The 14419-nt window shown below is 71.6% G+C and carries 15 protein-coding genes; 3 read left to right on the top strand and 12 right to left on the bottom strand.

Annotated elements, in window-relative coordinates:
• Window positions 1-153: 153 nt before the first annotated feature.
• Both rpsO and ACZ6S0_RS41090 read right to left on the bottom strand, forming a co-directional pair.
• Window positions 154-423, bottom strand: a complete 270-nt coding sequence (gene rpsO / locus ACZ6S0_RS41095; protein ID WP_090945762.1) for a 30S ribosomal protein S15 — start codon at window positions 421-423, stop codon at window positions 154-156.
• A gap of 220 nt (window positions 424-643) precedes the next feature.
• A complete protein-coding gene (locus ACZ6S0_RS41090) occupies window positions 644-1591 on the bottom strand; it encodes a bifunctional riboflavin kinase/FAD synthetase (RefSeq protein WP_465924740.1) in 948 nt (315 codons plus the stop codon).
• 98 nt (window positions 1592-1689) lie between these two features.
• Between ACZ6S0_RS41090 and ACZ6S0_RS41085 the strand changes: the two genes are divergently transcribed.
• On the top strand, window positions 1690-2721 hold the full coding sequence (locus tag ACZ6S0_RS41085) for a TRM11 family SAM-dependent methyltransferase (protein ID WP_465924739.1): 1032 nt from the start codon (window positions 1690-1692) through the stop codon (window positions 2719-2721).
• Here the strand turns inward: ACZ6S0_RS41085 and truB are convergent.
• From truB to rimP, 8 genes are all read right to left on the bottom strand, one after another.
• A complete protein-coding gene (gene truB / locus ACZ6S0_RS41080) occupies window positions 2718-3590 on the bottom strand; it encodes a tRNA pseudouridine(55) synthase TruB (protein ID WP_465924738.1) in 873 nt (290 codons plus the stop codon). The genes ACZ6S0_RS41085 and truB overlap by 4 nt on opposite strands.
• The gene (locus tag ACZ6S0_RS41075) at window positions 3591-4631 is read right to left on the bottom strand and encodes a DHH family phosphoesterase (protein WP_465924737.1); all 1041 of its coding nucleotides are present in this window, start codon (window positions 4629-4631) and stop codon (window positions 3591-3593) included.
• Window positions 4628-5086 carry a 30S ribosome-binding factor RbfA gene (gene rbfA, locus ACZ6S0_RS41070; RefSeq protein ID WP_465924736.1) on the bottom strand — a complete coding sequence of 153 codons (459 nt, stop codon included), beginning with the start codon at window positions 5084-5086 and terminating at the stop codon, window positions 4628-4630. The genes ACZ6S0_RS41075 and rbfA overlap by 4 nt, the downstream gene beginning before the upstream one ends.
• Window positions 5087-5129: 43 nt before the next feature.
• Window positions 5130-5426 (bottom strand): DUF503 domain-containing protein, encoded by a 297-nt coding sequence (locus ACZ6S0_RS41065; RefSeq protein WP_465924735.1) that lies wholly within the window; start codon window positions 5424-5426, stop codon window positions 5130-5132.
• Window positions 5427-5546: 120 nt separating this feature from the next.
• Window positions 5547-8669, bottom strand: coding sequence for a translation initiation factor IF-2 (infB, locus tag ACZ6S0_RS41060; RefSeq protein ID WP_465924734.1), 3123 nt, complete (start codon window positions 8667-8669; stop codon window positions 5547-5549).
• A 112-nt stretch (window positions 8670-8781) separates the two neighbouring features.
• Window positions 8782-9093, bottom strand: a complete 312-nt coding sequence (locus ACZ6S0_RS41055) for a YlxR family protein (RefSeq protein ID WP_465924733.1) — start codon at window positions 9091-9093, stop codon at window positions 8782-8784.
• Window positions 9077-10069, bottom strand: coding sequence for a transcription termination factor NusA (nusA, locus tag ACZ6S0_RS41050; RefSeq protein ID WP_465924799.1), 993 nt, complete (start codon window positions 10067-10069; stop codon window positions 9077-9079). Before nusA ends, ACZ6S0_RS41055 begins: the two co-directional genes overlap by 17 nt.
• Window positions 10070-10093: 24 nt before the next feature.
• Window positions 10094-10579, bottom strand: a complete 486-nt coding sequence (gene rimP, locus ACZ6S0_RS41045) for a ribosome maturation factor RimP (RefSeq protein ID WP_465924732.1) — start codon at window positions 10577-10579, stop codon at window positions 10094-10096.
• A gap of 262 nt (window positions 10580-10841) precedes the next feature.
• Here rimP and ACZ6S0_RS41040 point away from each other — a divergent pair, with 262 nt between their 5' ends.
• Both ACZ6S0_RS41040 and ACZ6S0_RS41035 read left to right on the top strand, forming a co-directional pair.
• On the top strand, window positions 10842-11333 hold the full coding sequence (locus tag ACZ6S0_RS41040) for a hypothetical protein (RefSeq protein ID WP_465924731.1): 492 nt from the start codon (window positions 10842-10844) through the stop codon (window positions 11331-11333).
• Window positions 11334-11338: 5 nt separating this feature from the next.
• Window positions 11339-11809, top strand: a complete 471-nt coding sequence (locus ACZ6S0_RS41035) for a ferritin-like domain-containing protein (RefSeq protein WP_465924730.1) — start codon at window positions 11339-11341, stop codon at window positions 11807-11809.
• 17 nt (window positions 11810-11826) lie between these two features.
• Here the strand turns inward: ACZ6S0_RS41035 and ACZ6S0_RS41030 are convergent, their stop codons facing one another.
• Together ACZ6S0_RS41030 and ACZ6S0_RS41025 are read right to left on the bottom strand one after the other, a co-directional pair.
• On the bottom strand, window positions 11827-13572 hold the full coding sequence (locus ACZ6S0_RS41030; RefSeq protein WP_465924729.1) for a proline--tRNA ligase: 1746 nt from the start codon (window positions 13570-13572) through the stop codon (window positions 11827-11829).
• Window positions 13573-13679: 107 nt separating this feature from the next.
• Complete coding sequence (locus ACZ6S0_RS41025) at window positions 13680-14351, bottom strand: hypothetical protein (protein ID WP_465924728.1); 672 nt, start codon at window positions 14349-14351, stop codon at window positions 13680-13682.
• Between the last annotated feature and the right edge of the window lie 68 nt (window positions 14352-14419).

Genomic DNA, 14419 nt, shown 5'->3' with positions numbered 1-14419 from the left:
TCGCATGGTGCTGAGCGGACGCGGGGGCTGTGTGTCTCGGATCTTCATTTGTACGTCAGGCGCGGGACGGTTTCACGTCGCCACGCGCCCGACCGTATGGGGTCCTACCCCCATATGAGAAGGGAGCGGCGCAGGCCGCCGCTCCCTTTCATGCTATCGGCGCAGGCCGAGCCGCTCGATGAGCGAACGGTAGCGCTGGATGTCGACCTTCTGCAGGTACTTCAGCAGGCGGCGCCGACGCCCGACGAGCAGCAGCAGACCACGACGGCTGTGGTGGTCGTGCTTGTGCGTCTTCAGGTGCTCGGTCAGCTCGCTGATGCGCTTGCTCAGCAGCGCGATCTGCACCTCGGGCGACCCGGTGTCGCCCTCGGCCGTCGCGTATTCGCTGATGATGGTCTTCTTGGCAGCGGTGTCGAGGGACACGGCTCTCCTTCGAGCTACGGGCACGCGCGAATGAGATGAGAGCGAACGACCGTGCGTGCCTACAGTCGCCGCGTGAAGGCCGTCATGGCAGCGCGCAGCGCCGCCGCTACAGAGCCGACATGCAAGGTTACCACCTCGTGTCCGCTGCTTGAGACGGCGCCAAAACGAGGCCGAGACGGCGCCCAGACGGTGCCGACTCGTGAGGCGCCCGGGGCGGCGGTCAACTCGTGAGGCGGCGGGTGGCCTCCACGTCGTCGTGGATCTGGGCGATCAGCGCCTCGATCGAGTCGAAGCGGGTGTTGCCACGCAGCCGCGCCGCGAACTCCACCGCCACGTGGGCGCCGTAGAGCTCGAGGTCGTCCCGGTCGAGCGCGTACGCCTCCACGGTACGCGGCACACCCTCGAACGTCGGGTTGGTGCCGACCGAGATCGCCGCCGGCCAGCGCTCCCCCTCGTACAGGGTGGGCAGGTTGGCCACCGGCACGCACTCCAGCCAGCCCGCGTAGACGCCGTCGGCCGGAATCGCGGTGTACTGCGGGGTCTCGACGTTGGCCGTGGGGAAACCGAGCTGGCGGCCGCGCTGGTAGCCGCGTACGACCACGCCCTCCACCCGGTGCGGGCGGCCGAGCTGGGCCCCGGCGGCGGCCACGTCGCCCGCGACCAGCAGCTCGCGGATCGAGGTCGCGGAGACGGCGTCGAGCCGGGGCACGGCCTCCACCTCGAAGTCGTACTTGTCGCCCAGCCTGCGCAGGGTCTCCACGTCACCGGCGGCGTTGTGCCCGAACACGAAGCCCTCCCCCACCACGACGACCGCCGCCCGCAGCCGCTCGGCCAGCACGTTCTGGACGAACTCGTCGGGCGTGCTGCGCGACAGGCCGAAGCTGAACTCCACCACGTCGATCTCGTCGGCGCCCAGCCCGGCCAGCAGCTCGGCCCTGCGCCGGAGGCTGGTCAGCCGGTGCGGATGCGAGCCCGGCCGGACCACCTCGTCGGGGTGCGGCTCGAACGTGACCACCACGCCGCGCAGCCCCCGCTCACGGGCGACGGCGACGGCCCTTCCGACCACCCGCTGGTGCCCGCGGTGGACCCCGTCGTAGACGCCGACGGTCACGACGGATCTCTCCGAACCCTGCACAGACCTCTCCGAACCCTGCACGCCAGGCCCCATTCGCTCGTCCTGGGACCGCCTCGTCCCCGGATCAACCCGTACAAGACTGCCACGAGGCCCGGCATTCCCTCCAACCGAGGGGGCTATCATCGGGCATCATGCCTCGTTACGCGCTACTGATCCTGCCTGCCTTCAACCGGGTCTACGCCGAGAGCGCCGTCCGGCTGACCCGCGCCGAGCTGGCCGTCTTCAGTGCGCGTGGCCTCGGCGGCGAGGTGCTCGACAGCGACGAGACGACCATCGGCGGCGTCCCCTACGTGACGTTCGAGACCGAGCGCCCGCTGAGCGAGACCGCCGTCCGGCTGCTGTCCAACCTCTCCTCCGTCTACGCCCTCTTCGCCGTGGAGGGCGAGCTGCTCAGGCCGCTGGCCATGCGCTCGCGCGACCGGCTGAGCAGCGACCTGATCACCATCCAGAAATACGCCGGCAAGACCAACGAGCACTTCACCAAGCTGCTGCTCAACGTCACGGCGCTGGCGGGCGACAAAGGGCTGGGCGACGGGCTGTCGGTGTTCGACCCGCTGTGCGGCCGGGGCACCACGCTCAACCAGGCCCTCATGTACGGCTACGACGCCTACGGCATCGACGTCGACGCCAAGGACTTCGAGGCGTACAGCGGCTTCATCAAGACGTGGCTGCGCAACAAGCGGCTCAAGCACACGGCCGAGACCGTGCCGGTGCGCCGCGAGCGCGCCCTGGCCGGGCGGCGGCTCAACGTGACCTTCGGCCTGTCGAAGGAGGCCGTCAAGGGCGGCGACGTGCAGCACCTGGCCGTGGTCAACGCCGACACCCTCAGGAGCCGCGAGTTCTTCAAGCCGCGCTCGTTCGACGTGCTGGCCACCGACGCGCCCTACGGGGTCCAGCACGGCAGCAAGGGCGGCGCCGGCCTGTCGCGCAGCCCGCTGGAGCTGCTGGGCCGGGCCGTGCCGGTGTGGGCCGAGTTGCTGCGTCCAGGCGGCGCCATGGGCATCGCCTGGAACACCTACGGCGGCAAGAGCGCCGACCTGGCCAAGATCCTCACGGACGCGGGCCTGGAGGTCATGGACTACCCCGACTTCGAGCACTGGGTCGACCAGGCGATCGTGCGTGACGTCATCGTGGCCCGCAAGCCCGCCGCCACCGGGCGCTAACCCACGAACACGGCGAGCGGCCTGGCCACCCGTCCCCGCTCCTCCACCAGCGCCAGCAGCTCACCCTCCGGCCCGAACACGCCGATGGGGCCCGTTCCGAGCCCGGCCGCGGGCAGCCGCCCGCCGTGCCCGATGACGCGGGCCTCCTCGGCCGTGACGTCCCGCCGGGGGAACGCCGCCGCCACCGCCTCGCCGATCGGCAGGATCACGCACTCCTCGGCGAGCTGGTCGACGCTCCTGGCCAGCGACAGGTCGTAGGGGCCCACCCGGGTACGCCGCAGCCGCGTCAGATGGCCGCCGACGCCGAGCGCGGCCCCGAGGTCGCGGGCCAGCGCGCGGATGTAGGTGCCGCTGGAGCAGGTCACGACCGCGTCCACGTCGACGACCTCGCCCTCGGCCCGGATGTCGCGTACGGCGAACTCCCGCACCGTGACGGGCCGGGCCGCCAGCTCGACCTCCTCGCCCGCCCGCGCCATCTTGTAGGCCCGCTGCCCGTTCACCTTGATCGCGCTGACCTGGGGCGGGATCTGCATGATCTCGCCGGTCAGCGCCGCCACGCCCTTGTGGATCTCGGCCGCCGTCACCCCCGCCGCCGAGACGGTGGCGGTGACCTCGCCCTCGGCGTCGTCGGTGTTCGTGCTCACGCCGAGCCGGATCGTGGCCTCGTAGACCTTCTCGGTCAGCATCAGGTGCCCGAGCAGCCGGGTCGCCTTCTCCACGCCGACCACCAGCACGCCCGTCGCCATCGGGTCGAGCGTGCCCGCGTGCCCGACGCGGCGGGTGCCCGCGATGCGGCGCATCTTGGCCACCACGTCGTGCGAGGTCCACTCGCCGGGCTTGTCGACGATGATCAGACCGCTCTCGGGCATCTACCCGACCTTCCGCAACTCGCGCCGGAACCTGGCCATCGTCTCCTCCACGGTGTCGTACGAGGTGAATCCGGCCGCGTTGTGGTGCCCGCCGCCGCCCAGCGCCGCGCACACGGCCGCCACGTCGACCTCTCCCTTGGACCTGGTCGACACCTGCCAGTCGCCGTGGTCGTCCTCCTTGAGCACGACCGCCACCTGCGCCTCGTCGGTGCGGCGGACGATGTCGATGATGCCTTCCAGCTCGGAGTACGGCAGCCCCTGGGCGGCCCGGTCGACCCGTGACACGTACGTCCAGACCAGCCCGCCCTCCAGCGTCACCCGCTCGAGCGCGGCGGCCAGCACCTTCAGATAGCCGAACGGCGAGCGGTCCCACAGCTCGCGGGCGATCTCGTCGGTACGCAGCCCGGTCGCCACCAGCCTGGCCGCCATGTGGTGCACGGCAGGGGTGGTCGAGGAGTAGCGGAACGATCCGGTGTCGGTGACCAGGCCGGCGTACAGGCAGGTGGCGATGTCGCGGTCGAGGCGCCCGCCGAGCCGGTAGACGAGCTGCTCGGCCAGCACGGCGGTGGCCGCGGCCGCGGCGTCGATGAGGTCGAGCGTGCCGAACCCGGCGTTGGACGGGTGGTGGTCGACCACGATGACCTCGCGGGCCGCGGCCACGTTCGCGCCCAGCAGGCCGACGCGTTCGAAGGTGGAGGAGTCGAAGACGATCATGAGGTCGGGGGCGGAGGGATAGTCGTCGGGGGGCACCAGCATCTCCTGCCCCGGCAGGAACCGCAGCAGCCGCGGCACCGCGAAGTGCCGGTCGCCGAAGGAGGCCACCACCCGCTTGCCCATCGAGCGCAGCGCGAACGCGACGGCCAGCATCGAGCCGAGCGCGTCGCCGTCGGGCGTCACGTGGCAGGCCAGCGCGACCTCGTCGGTCTCACGGATCAGGCACAGCGCGCGATCCCACGACGATTCGGGGATCGGGCAGTCGTTCGCCACTCGCCGCTCCATCCGGGGCTGGCGTCCGGCCCAGTCGCGAACGTCGGGTGTCACGCCTGTTCGTCCCGGTCCGGGCCCTCGTCCAGGTCGTCCTCGGGCTTGCGGTAGGGGTCGGCCTCGCCGGCGTAGGTGGCGGTCTGGGCCCGCTGCGCCACCTCGGCGTCGCGGGCCCGGGCGGCGGTGATCAGGTCGTCGAGGTGGCGGGCGCTGTCGGGCAGCGGGTCGTGCTTGAACGTCAGCGTCGGAGCGAACCGCACGCCCGTCTGGCGGCCCACCTCGGAGCGGATGATGCCCTTCGCGCTCTCGAGGGCGGCGGCGCTGTCGGCCCGCTCGGCGTCGGAGCCGAACACCGTGTAGAACACCGTCGCGTCGCGCAGGTCGGCGGTGACACGTGTGTCGGTCACGGTCACGAAGCCCAGACGCGGATCCTTGATCCGGCGCTCCAGCATCTCGGCGACGATCTGCTGGATGCGGTCGGCGAGCTTGCGCGCTCGTGCGGCATCCACCATGTTCGCTCCCCCTCACGCACGGCCTGCCCGGCCGTGCCGTCGTTCAGTCTTCGTCGTTGTAGAGCCGCTGCCGGGCCGACAGCAGCTCGATCTCGGGGCGGAAGGCCACCATGCGCTCGCAGGCGTCGAGGACCTCCTTGCAGTTGCCGGCGGAGGCGGACACGACCGCCACGCCGACCTCCGCCCTGCGGTGCAGATCGAGGTGGCCGGTCTCAGCCACCGCGATGCTGGGATAACGGCGCTGCAGCTCGGCGATCAGCGGCCGTACGACAGAGCGCTTCTGCTTCAGCGAGTGCACGTCGCCGAGCAGGATGTCCAGGGTCAGAGCACCCACATACATCGTTGTCAACCACCGCTTGGCCTGGTGAGGTGAGCGCACGCCCGGCCTGCTGCGGTGGGGACCAGGCCAGGGCGTGCGAGAAGCGCCCGGCGGATGTCCCGCCGGGCGCCCGGCCGCGCGTCACACGCGCGGCTTCTCCCGCATCTCGAACGTCTCGATCACGTCGTCGATCCTGATGTCGTTGTAGCCGACACCGACACCGCACTCGAAGCCCTCGCGGACCTCGGTCGCGTCGTCCTTGAAGCGACGCAGCGACGAGACGGTCAGGTTGTCCGCGATGACGACGCCGTCGCGGATCACCCTGGCCTTGCTGTTGCGGACGATCACGCCGGAGCGGACCAGAGAACCGGCGACGTTGCCGATCTTCGGCACCTTGAAGACCTCGCGGACCTCCGCCGTGCCCATCTGGACCTCTTCGAACTCGGGCTTGAGCATGCCCTTGAGCGCCGCCTCGATCTCCTCGATCGCCTGGTAGATGACCGAGTAGTAGCGGATGTCGACGCCCTCGCGCTCGGCCAGGTCGCGCGCCCGCGGCTCGGGGCGGACGTTGAAGCCGATGATGACCGCGTTGTCGTCGGCGACGGCCAGGTTGACGTCGTACTCGGTGATCGCGCCGACCGCGCGGTGCAGGACTCGCAGCCTGACCTCGTCGCCGACATCGATCTTGAGCAGGGCGTCTTCCAGGGCCTCCACCGAACCGGACACGTCACCCTTGATGATGAGCTTGAGCTCGTCGACGCGGCCCTTCTCGAGGTCGCTGAACAGCTCTTCGAGGGTGCGGCGACGGCTCGACTTCGCCATGTCGGCGCTGCGCTTGCGCGCCGCGCGCTGCTGGGCGATCTGCCGGGCCATCCGGTCGTCGGTGACCACGATGAAGTTGTCACCGGCGCTCGGCACCGCGGTCAGACCCATCACCAGGACCGGACGCGACGGCGTGGCCTCCTCGACCGCGTCGCCGTTGTCGTCGAGCATCGCGCGGACGCGGCCGAACGCCTCGCCACACACGATCGAGTCGCCGACGCGCAGCGTGCCGCGCTGGACCAGGACGGTCGCGACGGGGCCGCGGCCCTTGTCGAGGTGCGCCTCGATCGCGATGCCCTGCGCGTCCATCGTCGGGTTGGCCCGCAGGTCGAGCTCGGCGTCGGCGGTCAGCAGGATGGCCTCGAGGAGGTTGTCGATGCCCGTGCCGTTCTTCGCCGAGATGTCGACGAAGAGGGTCGAGCCGCCGTATTCCTCCGCCACCAGGCCGTACTCGGTGAGCTGGGCGCGCACCTTGTTGGGGTCGGCGCCCTCCTTGTCGATCTTGTTGACCGCGACCACGACCGGCACCTCTGCCGCCTGGGCGTGGTTGAGCGCCTCGATCGTCTGCGGCTTCACACCGTCGTCGGCCGCGACCACCAGCACCGCGATGTCGGTGGACTTGGCGCCTCGGGCACGCATGGCGGTGAACGCCTCGTGACCCGGGGTGTCGATGAAGGTGATCTTCCGGTCCTGGCCGTCGTGCTCGGCGGAGACCTGGTAAGCGCCGATGTGCTGGGTGATGCCACCCGCCTCGCGCGCCACCACGTTGGTCTTGCGGATGGCGTCGAGCAGCTTGGTCTTACCGTGGTCGACGTGACCCATGACGGTCACGACCGGCGGACGCGCGGCGAGGTCGTCCTCGTCGCCCTCGTCCTCGCCGAACTCGATGTCGAAGGCCTCGAGCAGCTCGCGGTCTTCTTCCTCCGGGCTGACGACCTGGATGTTGTAGTCGAGCTCGGCGCCGAGGAGCTGCAGCGTCTCCTCGTTGACCGACTGCGTGGCGGTCACCATCTCACCCAGGTGCAGCATGATCTGCACGAGCGCGGCCGGGTTGGCGCCGATGCGGTCGGCGAAGTCGGACAGCGACGCGCCGCGCGGCAGGCGGATCGTCGCGCCGTTGCCGCGAGCGACCTGCACGCCGCCGATCGCCGGCGCCGACATGTTGTCGAACTCCTGGCGCCTCTGCCGCTTCGACTTGCGGCCACGCGCCGGACGGCCGCCGGGACGCCCGAAGGCTCCCGCGGTGCCGCCGCCACGGCCACGGCCACCGGGACCCGGGCGGCCACCGAAGCCGCCGCCACCGCCGCCGCCACCGGGACCACCGGTGCCGGTGCGCTGGCCGGTGCCGCCGCCGCCACCCGGGCGACCGGCGAACCCACCGCCGCCGCCGCCAGGACGACCGCCGCCGCCGCCACCGGGACGGCCACCGCCGCCACCGCCAGGACGACCGCCGCCGCCGCCACCGGGACGGCCACCGCCGCCACCGCCACCGCCGCCGGGACCGGAAGGCCGGCCCTGCGGCATCATCATCGGGTTGGGACGCGGCCCACCGGGACGGGGACCGCCCGCGCCACCACCGGGACCGGGACGCGGACCGCCGGAGGGCGGCCCGGGACGCGGCCCGGGAGCGGGCCTGCCGTCGCCACCGCCGCGACCCTGCGGCGGACGCGGCATCGCGCCGTCGCGCGGCGGACCGTCACGACGCTCGCGCTGACCGGGGCCGCCGCCGTCGCGGTTGCCGCCGGCACGCGGCGGGCGCGACTGGCCCATGCCACTGGCGTTGGAGGAGAAGGGATTGTTACCCGGACGCGGGCCACGGGGACCCGGCTTCGGGCCGGGACCAGGACGCGGACCGCCGCCACCCGCGGGCGCGCCGGAACGCGGCGCCTGCGGGGCGCCGCCGCCCCCCTGGGGCCCCGGACGGGGACCGGGCTTGGGACCCGGGCCAGGACGCGCGCCGGGGCCGGGCCGCGGGCCCGGAGTCGGACGGGCGGGCGCGCCACTCTCGAAACGCGCCTGCGGAGCCCCGGACGTCTCGCCGCGCGCGGCCTCAGGCTGCTGCGGCTGAGGCGGCTGCTGCTGAGGCATCGGCACCGGCGGGCGCGGCTGAGCGCCGCCCGCGGGGCCGGGACGCGGGCCGGGCTTGGGACCCGGACGCGGTGGGGCGGGAACCGGCGCCTGCCCGGCGCCGTTACCGGCCTGGCTGTCCGCCGGCCGGGGCGCAGCCCTTGGCGGCTGCGGCTTGTTGGACGGCTGACCGCCGCCCCTGGAGGGGCCGCTCTTGGCTACCCCCAGCGCTTCGGTGAGCCTGCGGACCACCGGCGCCTCGATGGTCGAGGACGCCGAACGGACGAACTCTCCCATCTCTTGGAGCTTGGCCATGACGACCTTGCTCTCTACGCCGAACTCCTTAGCGAGCTCGTATACCCGGACCTTCGCCACTGCACTCCCTTACTCGGCCCGGGAGGCTGGCTATGCCGTCCGGACCGTCGCTACCTTGACGTCTTCATCGCCGCGTGCTCATCAGGCGCTCATAGCAATCTGACTCCGCCCATCAACTCGGCGTCCTACATGACATTTCGTGGTCTCCCTCCAGGTGCGCCCGCACGGGCGACACGTCAAGCGGCCCCGGCACGCGGAACGCGCGCGGAAACGCTCGGCGCCGCTCGGCGAACTCCAGACAGCTCAGGGCCGGATGCAGTGATGCACCGCGGCCCGGGAGCCGTCCTCGCAGGTCGGGGATCACTTGATCCTCGACCCGCACCAGGCGGAGCAGCTCTGACTTAGCCGTACGGACCCTGCAGCCCACACAGGTGCGCTGTGGGACCGCGTGGCCACCATATTCCAGCTTACCGTGTTGACGCATCTACGGAACCGGCGGCGTCCTCGGCTTGGGTGTCCGGGCGGATGTCGATCCGCCATCCGGTGAGCCTGGCGGCGAGCCGGGCGTTCTGCCCCTCTTTGCCGATGGCCAGCGAGAGCTGGTAGTCGGGCACCGTGACCCGCGCGACGCGCCCCTCGAGGTCGAGCACCTCGACGTGGGAAACGCGCGCAGGGGACAGGGCATTCCCGACGAATTCGCCGGGGTCCTCCGACCAGTCGATGATGTCGATCTTCTCGCCGTGCAACTCGGTCATCACGTTGCGCACGCGTGACCCCATGGGGCCGATGCACGCGCCCTTGGCGTTGACGCCCTGCTTGCGCGACCTGACCGCGATCTTCGTACGGTGCCCGGCCTCGCGGGCCACCGCGGCGATCTCCACGGTGCCGTCGGCGATCTCCGGCACCTCGAGCGCGAACAGCTTCTTGACCAGCCCGGGATGCGTGCGCGACAAGGAGATCGAGGGGCCCTTGTGCCCCTTCTTCACCTGCACGACGTAGGCGCGGATGCGCTCGCCGTGCACGTATTCCTCGCCGGGGACCTGCTCGGCGTGCAGCAGCACGGCCTCGATCTTGCCCAGGTCGACCAGCACCACGCGCGGGTCTCTGCCCTGCTGGATGACGCCCGAGACCAGCTCGCCCTCGCGGCTGGCGTACTCGCCGAAGTTGATCTCGTCTTCCGCGTCGCGCAACTGCTGCAGGATGACCTGCTTGGCGGTGGTGGCGGCGATCCGGCTGAAGTTGCCCGGTGTGTCGTCGTACTCCCTGACGATCTCGCCCGCGTCGTCCAGCTCCGCCGCCCAGATCGTGACGTGGCCGCTGGCGCGGTCGAGCTGGGCGCGCGCCTTGGCGGCTGCGCCCTCGGTGCGGAGGTACGCGATCAGCAGCGCGTCCTCGATCGCCTTGACGACCAGGTCGAAGGAGATGTCCTTCTCCCGCTCCAGGCTGCGCAGGACGCTCATGTCGATGTCCACGGCGGCTCCCCCTTAGCCTTCGTCGCCGTCGACGTCGTCGAACCGGCGGAACTCCACCTGAACCCGTCCGCGGGTCAGGTGCTCATAGTCAAGCCTGCGTGCCGCGCCCGCGACGTCGAGGTCGACGCCGCCCTCGTCGGCGGCCAGGATGCGGCCCTCCAGCACGGTGCCGTCGCTCAGCTCCGCCTTCACCAGGCGCTTGGCCGCGCGCCGCCAGTGACGGGGCTCGGTGAGCGGACGGTCGACGCCCGGCGAGGAGACCTCGAGCGTGTAGGCCGCCTGGCCCATCGCGTCGTCGTCGTCGAGGGCCGTGGAGACGGCCTGGCTCACGTCGGCCACGTCGTCGAGGCTCACGCCGCCGTCGCGGTCGACGATCACGCGCAGCAGCCGTCTCTTGCCCGCCTGGGTGACCGTGATGTCCTCCAGGTCGAGGCCCTCCGCGCCGACCACGGGCTCCAGGAGCTTCATCAGGTGGTCGCGGGGTGATGCGCTGCCCATATCGACCTCCCCTAATTGTCATGTCTCAGCCGGGCGGACCTCGCCTCTGGCTCCGCGCCGCCTGACCGTTCACTCAGTCAGCGGCGACAGTTGACACCCTATCCGTATGAGGGCACCGAAAGAGCGCCACTCGTCACGGTCGAGCGGCGGGTCGGGCGGCGGTCGAACGCCGGAGCGTCGCCGGGCGGCGTTCCCGGGCACTGGCCGTACGATGCTATCCGAGGCCCGAAGGGGGATCCGCGACACCTGGAGGTTCGAGCCCGTGCGCCCGCGTCAGCTTTCCCGGCGAGCCCTGCTGGCGGGCGGGGCGGCCGCTCTGACCGCCTGCAGCGCGTCCGGCCCGCCGAAGCCGTCGGTCCCGCCTCCCGACTCGCCCGACACCGTCCTGGTCAAGGGTCTCATCGCGGAGAAGGAGCGGACGATCGCGCTCTACTCGTCGCTGATCTCGGGCGGGGCCGAGAAGCTGGTGCCGTTCCGCGACCGCCACCAGGCCCATCTGAACGAGTTGCGCGAGCACGTGCCCCCCGCCGCCACTTCCGCCACTTCCGCCGCCTCCGTACCGCCTTCTGGGTCGCCGTCCCCCTCGGCCTCCGCGCGCAGGACGACGGTGGCGCGGCTGCGCGACCTCGAACGCAAGGCCGCCGCCCAGCGGGTGCGCCAGCTCGACACCGCCTCGCCCGGCCTGGCCCAGCTCATCGCCAGCATCGGCGCCTGCGAGGCGGCCCACGTGGTCGCCCTGCCCAGGTCGGTGTGACCGGCGTGCGGGCGGCTGACGACATCGAGATGCTGCGCAAGGCGCTGGCGGCCGAGCATGCCGCGGTGTTCGCGTACGGGCTGCTGGGAGCGCGCACGTCGGGGGCGCTGCGAGACCGGATGAGCGCGGCCTACGACGCGCACCGGGGCGGGCGCGACCAGCTCCGCGGGTTCATCACGGCGCGGGGCGGCCGTCCTGTCGAGTCGGAGGCGTCCTACACGCTGCCGTTCTTCCCTTCGAACGCCACGCTGGCGACCAAGCTGGCGGTGCACCTGGAGAGCGGGGTGACGGCCGCCTACCTCGAGCTGGCCGCCGCCCGCGACACGGCGCTGCGCCATTACGCCGCGCTGGCCATGCAGCGGGCGGTGACCCGCTCCTACTCCTTCCGGCCCGAGCCGCCGGCGGCCTTCCCCGGCCTGCCCGCGCCCGCGACCCCGTCGGCGACGCCCTCGACCTCCGGCCAGGCCGGAGGCTGAGGCGCGGCCGGTGGCGGTCAGCCGGTTACGGCGGCCTGGATGCGGTCGGCGGCCTCGGCGAGGGGGATCTCCGACTTCTCGCCCGAGACGCGGTCGCGCAGCTCCACGACGCCCTGGGAGAGCCCGCGCCCGACCACCACGATCGTCGGCATCCCCAGCAGCTCGGCGTCCTTGAACTTCACCCCGGGCGAGACCTGCGGCCGGTCGTCGACCAGGACGCGCAGCCCGCGCGACTCCAGCTCGGCCCCCAGCTCGAGGGCGGCCTCCACCTGGTTCTCCTTGCCCGTGCCGACGATGTGCACGTCGGCGGGCGCGACCTCGCGCGGCCACACCAGCCCCAGCTCGTCGTACGCCTGCTCGGCGATGACGGCGACCGCCCGGGACACGCCGACGCCGTAGGAGCCCATGGTGACGCGGATGGGCTTGCCGTCGGGGCCGAGCGCGTCGAGGCCGGCGACGTCGGCGTATTTCCTGCCGAGCTGGAAGATGTGGCCGATCTCGATGCCCCGGTCGATGGACAGCTCGGCGCCGCAGCGGGGGCAGGGGTCGCCGGCGCGCACCTCGGCGGCCTCGATGGTGCCGTCGGGGACGAAGTCGCGGCCCGCCACCACGTCGACGGCGTGCTTGCCGGGCTCGTTGGCGCCCGTGACCCACGAGGTGCCGGTGACGACCCGGGGGTCGACGAGGTAGCGGATGCCCAGCTCGCGCAGGACCTGGGGGCCGATGTAGCCGCGTACGAGGCCCGGGTGCGCGGCGAAGTCTTCGGCCTCGAAGATGGCGGGCTCGCCGGGGGCCAGCGCCGCCTCCAGGCGCTTGAAGTCGACCTCACGATCGCCAGGCACGCCGACGACCAGCGTCTCGACCTTGTCGGAGCCGGGCGTGGAGACCTTGACCACGACGTTCTTGAGCGTGTCGGCGGCGCCGACGGACAGGCCGTGGTGCTCGTTGAGGTGGGCGACCAGCGTCTCGATGGTCGGGGTGCCGGGCGTGTCGAGGACCCGCAGCGGCGCCGCGTCGTCGAGGGGGCGCGCGGCGGGGGCGGTGGTGACGACGGCCTCGGCGTTGGCGGCGTAGCCGCAGGAGCGGCAGGCGGCGAACGTGTCCTCGCCGGTCGGCGTGGGCGCCAGGAACTCCTCGGAGGCCGAGCCGCCCATGGCGCCCGACTGCGCGAAGACGATCTTGTACTCGATGCCGAGGCGATCGAACAGGCGGATGTACGTCTCGCGGTGCAGCTCGTAGGAGCGCTTGAGCCCGTCGTCGTCGAGGTCGAAGGAGTAGGAGTCCTTCATCAGGAACTCGCGACCGCGCAGGATGCCCGCCCTGGGCCGCGCCTCATCGCGGTATTTGGTCTGGATTTGATAAAGGATGACCGGATAATCCTTGTAGGAGGAGTATTCGCCCTTGACCATGTCGGCGAAGAGCTCCTCGTGCGTGGGGCCGAGGAGATAGTCGCCGCCCCTGCGGTCCTGGAGCCGGAACAGCGTGTCGCCGTATTCGGTCCAGCGGCCGGTGGCCTCGTAGTATTCGCGGGGCAGCAGGGCGGGGAAGAGCACTTCCTGGCCGCCCATGCGGTTCATCTCCTCGCGGACGACCCTCGCGATGTTCTCCAGCACCATCTTGCCGAGGGGGAGCCAGGAGTAGATGCCGGGCGCGACGCGGCGTACGTAACCGGCGCGGACCAGGAGCTTGTGGCTCGGCACTTCCGCGTCTGCCGGGTCGTCCCGCAGGGTGCGAAGAAACAACGACGACATGCGCAGCAACACGGCTACTCCTCGCTCGAACCTGGGATGTGAAGGACTCCAGGCTATCGAGTCGGGGGAGCGCCGCGCTCGCGCTTATGCACCGATCCGGGATCGGCGGGTGGAGCGGTTCAGACGGAAGGGGGCATCCAGCCGGACATGAAGGCGGCCACGCCCGCCGTGATCAGCCCCGAGAACATCGCCGACAGCACCAGAGCGCGCACCCGTCGGCGGCCGCTCCTGCGCAGCACGAGCACCAGCGCCACGGACAGCAGCCCGACCACCACCGCGGGGCCCGGCCAGAACGACACCTCGGTCTCGATGAAGCCCGGGGTCGCCCGTTCGACCACGTCGGCGAGGAGCGCCGCGCCGACCGCGCCCGCCGCCAGATCGCCCCAGCCGTCGTCCCTGCGCGTGGCGTAGGCGAGCAGGCCCAGGGCGACGAGCAGGGAGAGGTTCCAGTTGAGCCCGGCGGGGCTGATGCCGACGACGACGTCGAGCGGATGGCCGCCGAGCGCGCTCGCGCCCATGGTCGCGACCAGCGTCGACGCCGCCGCCAGGAACGTGGTCAGCAGCGCCCACCCGAACCCCGACGCGGTCGCGCCGACGGCCAGCGACAGGGCGAGATAGGCATAGGGGTCGTAGATCTGGCCGATCCACCGGGGGCCGTCTCCGTGGACGAACATGCCGAGCACGCCCACGACCAGCCCCCCGGTGAAGGCCGCCAGCAAATGGCGTTGGATCGCGCGCTGACGCCGGTCGTATTCGGCGAAGTCCGCGTAGTCGATGCTCGTGTGGTTCATGGCTATTTCCCTGGTCAACCCCTCCCCCGTGTTCGGCAGGGGATGACCACTTCCAGATTATGTATCCA

Source organism: Nonomuraea sp. NPDC051298 (assembly GCF_055586305.1).
The sequence above is the reverse complement of the archived record's forward strand: the minus strand, read 5'-3'. Positions and strand labels throughout refer to the sequence as shown.

Bases quoted from the DNA above. Each gene is read 5' to 3' on its own strand.
- ACZ6S0_RS41025 (WP_465924728.1), bottom strand. From the start codon at position 14,351: ATGAACCACACGAGCATCGACTACGCGGACTTCGCCGAATACGACCGG.
- rimP (WP_465924732.1), bottom strand. From the start codon at position 10,579: ATGGGCAGCGCATCACCCCGCGACCACCTGATGAAGCTCCTGGAGCCC.
- ACZ6S0_RS41055 (WP_465924733.1), bottom strand. From the start codon at position 9,093: ATGCGTCAACACGGTAAGCTGGAATATGGTGGCCACGCGGTCCCACAG.
- truB (WP_465924738.1), bottom strand. From the start codon at position 3,590: ATGCCCGAGAGCGGTCTGATCATCGTCGACAAGCCCGGCGAGTGGACC.
- ACZ6S0_RS41065 (WP_465924735.1), bottom strand. From the start codon at position 5,426: ATGTATGTGGGTGCTCTGACCCTGGACATCCTGCTCGGCGACGTGCAC.
- rbfA (WP_465924736.1), bottom strand. From the start codon at position 5,086: ATGGTGGATGCCGCACGAGCGCGCAAGCTCGCCGACCGCATCCAGCAG.
- ACZ6S0_RS41085 (WP_465924739.1), top strand. From the start codon at position 1,690: ATGCCTCGTTACGCGCTACTGATCCTGCCTGCCTTCAACCGGGTCTAC.
- nusA (WP_465924799.1), bottom strand. From the start codon at position 10,069: ATGAGCGTCCTGCGCAGCCTGGAGCGGGAGAAGGACATCTCCTTCGAC.
- ACZ6S0_RS41090 (WP_465924740.1), bottom strand. From the start codon at position 1,591: ATGGGGCCTGGCGTGCAGGGTTCGGAGAGGTCTGTGCAGGGTTCGGAG.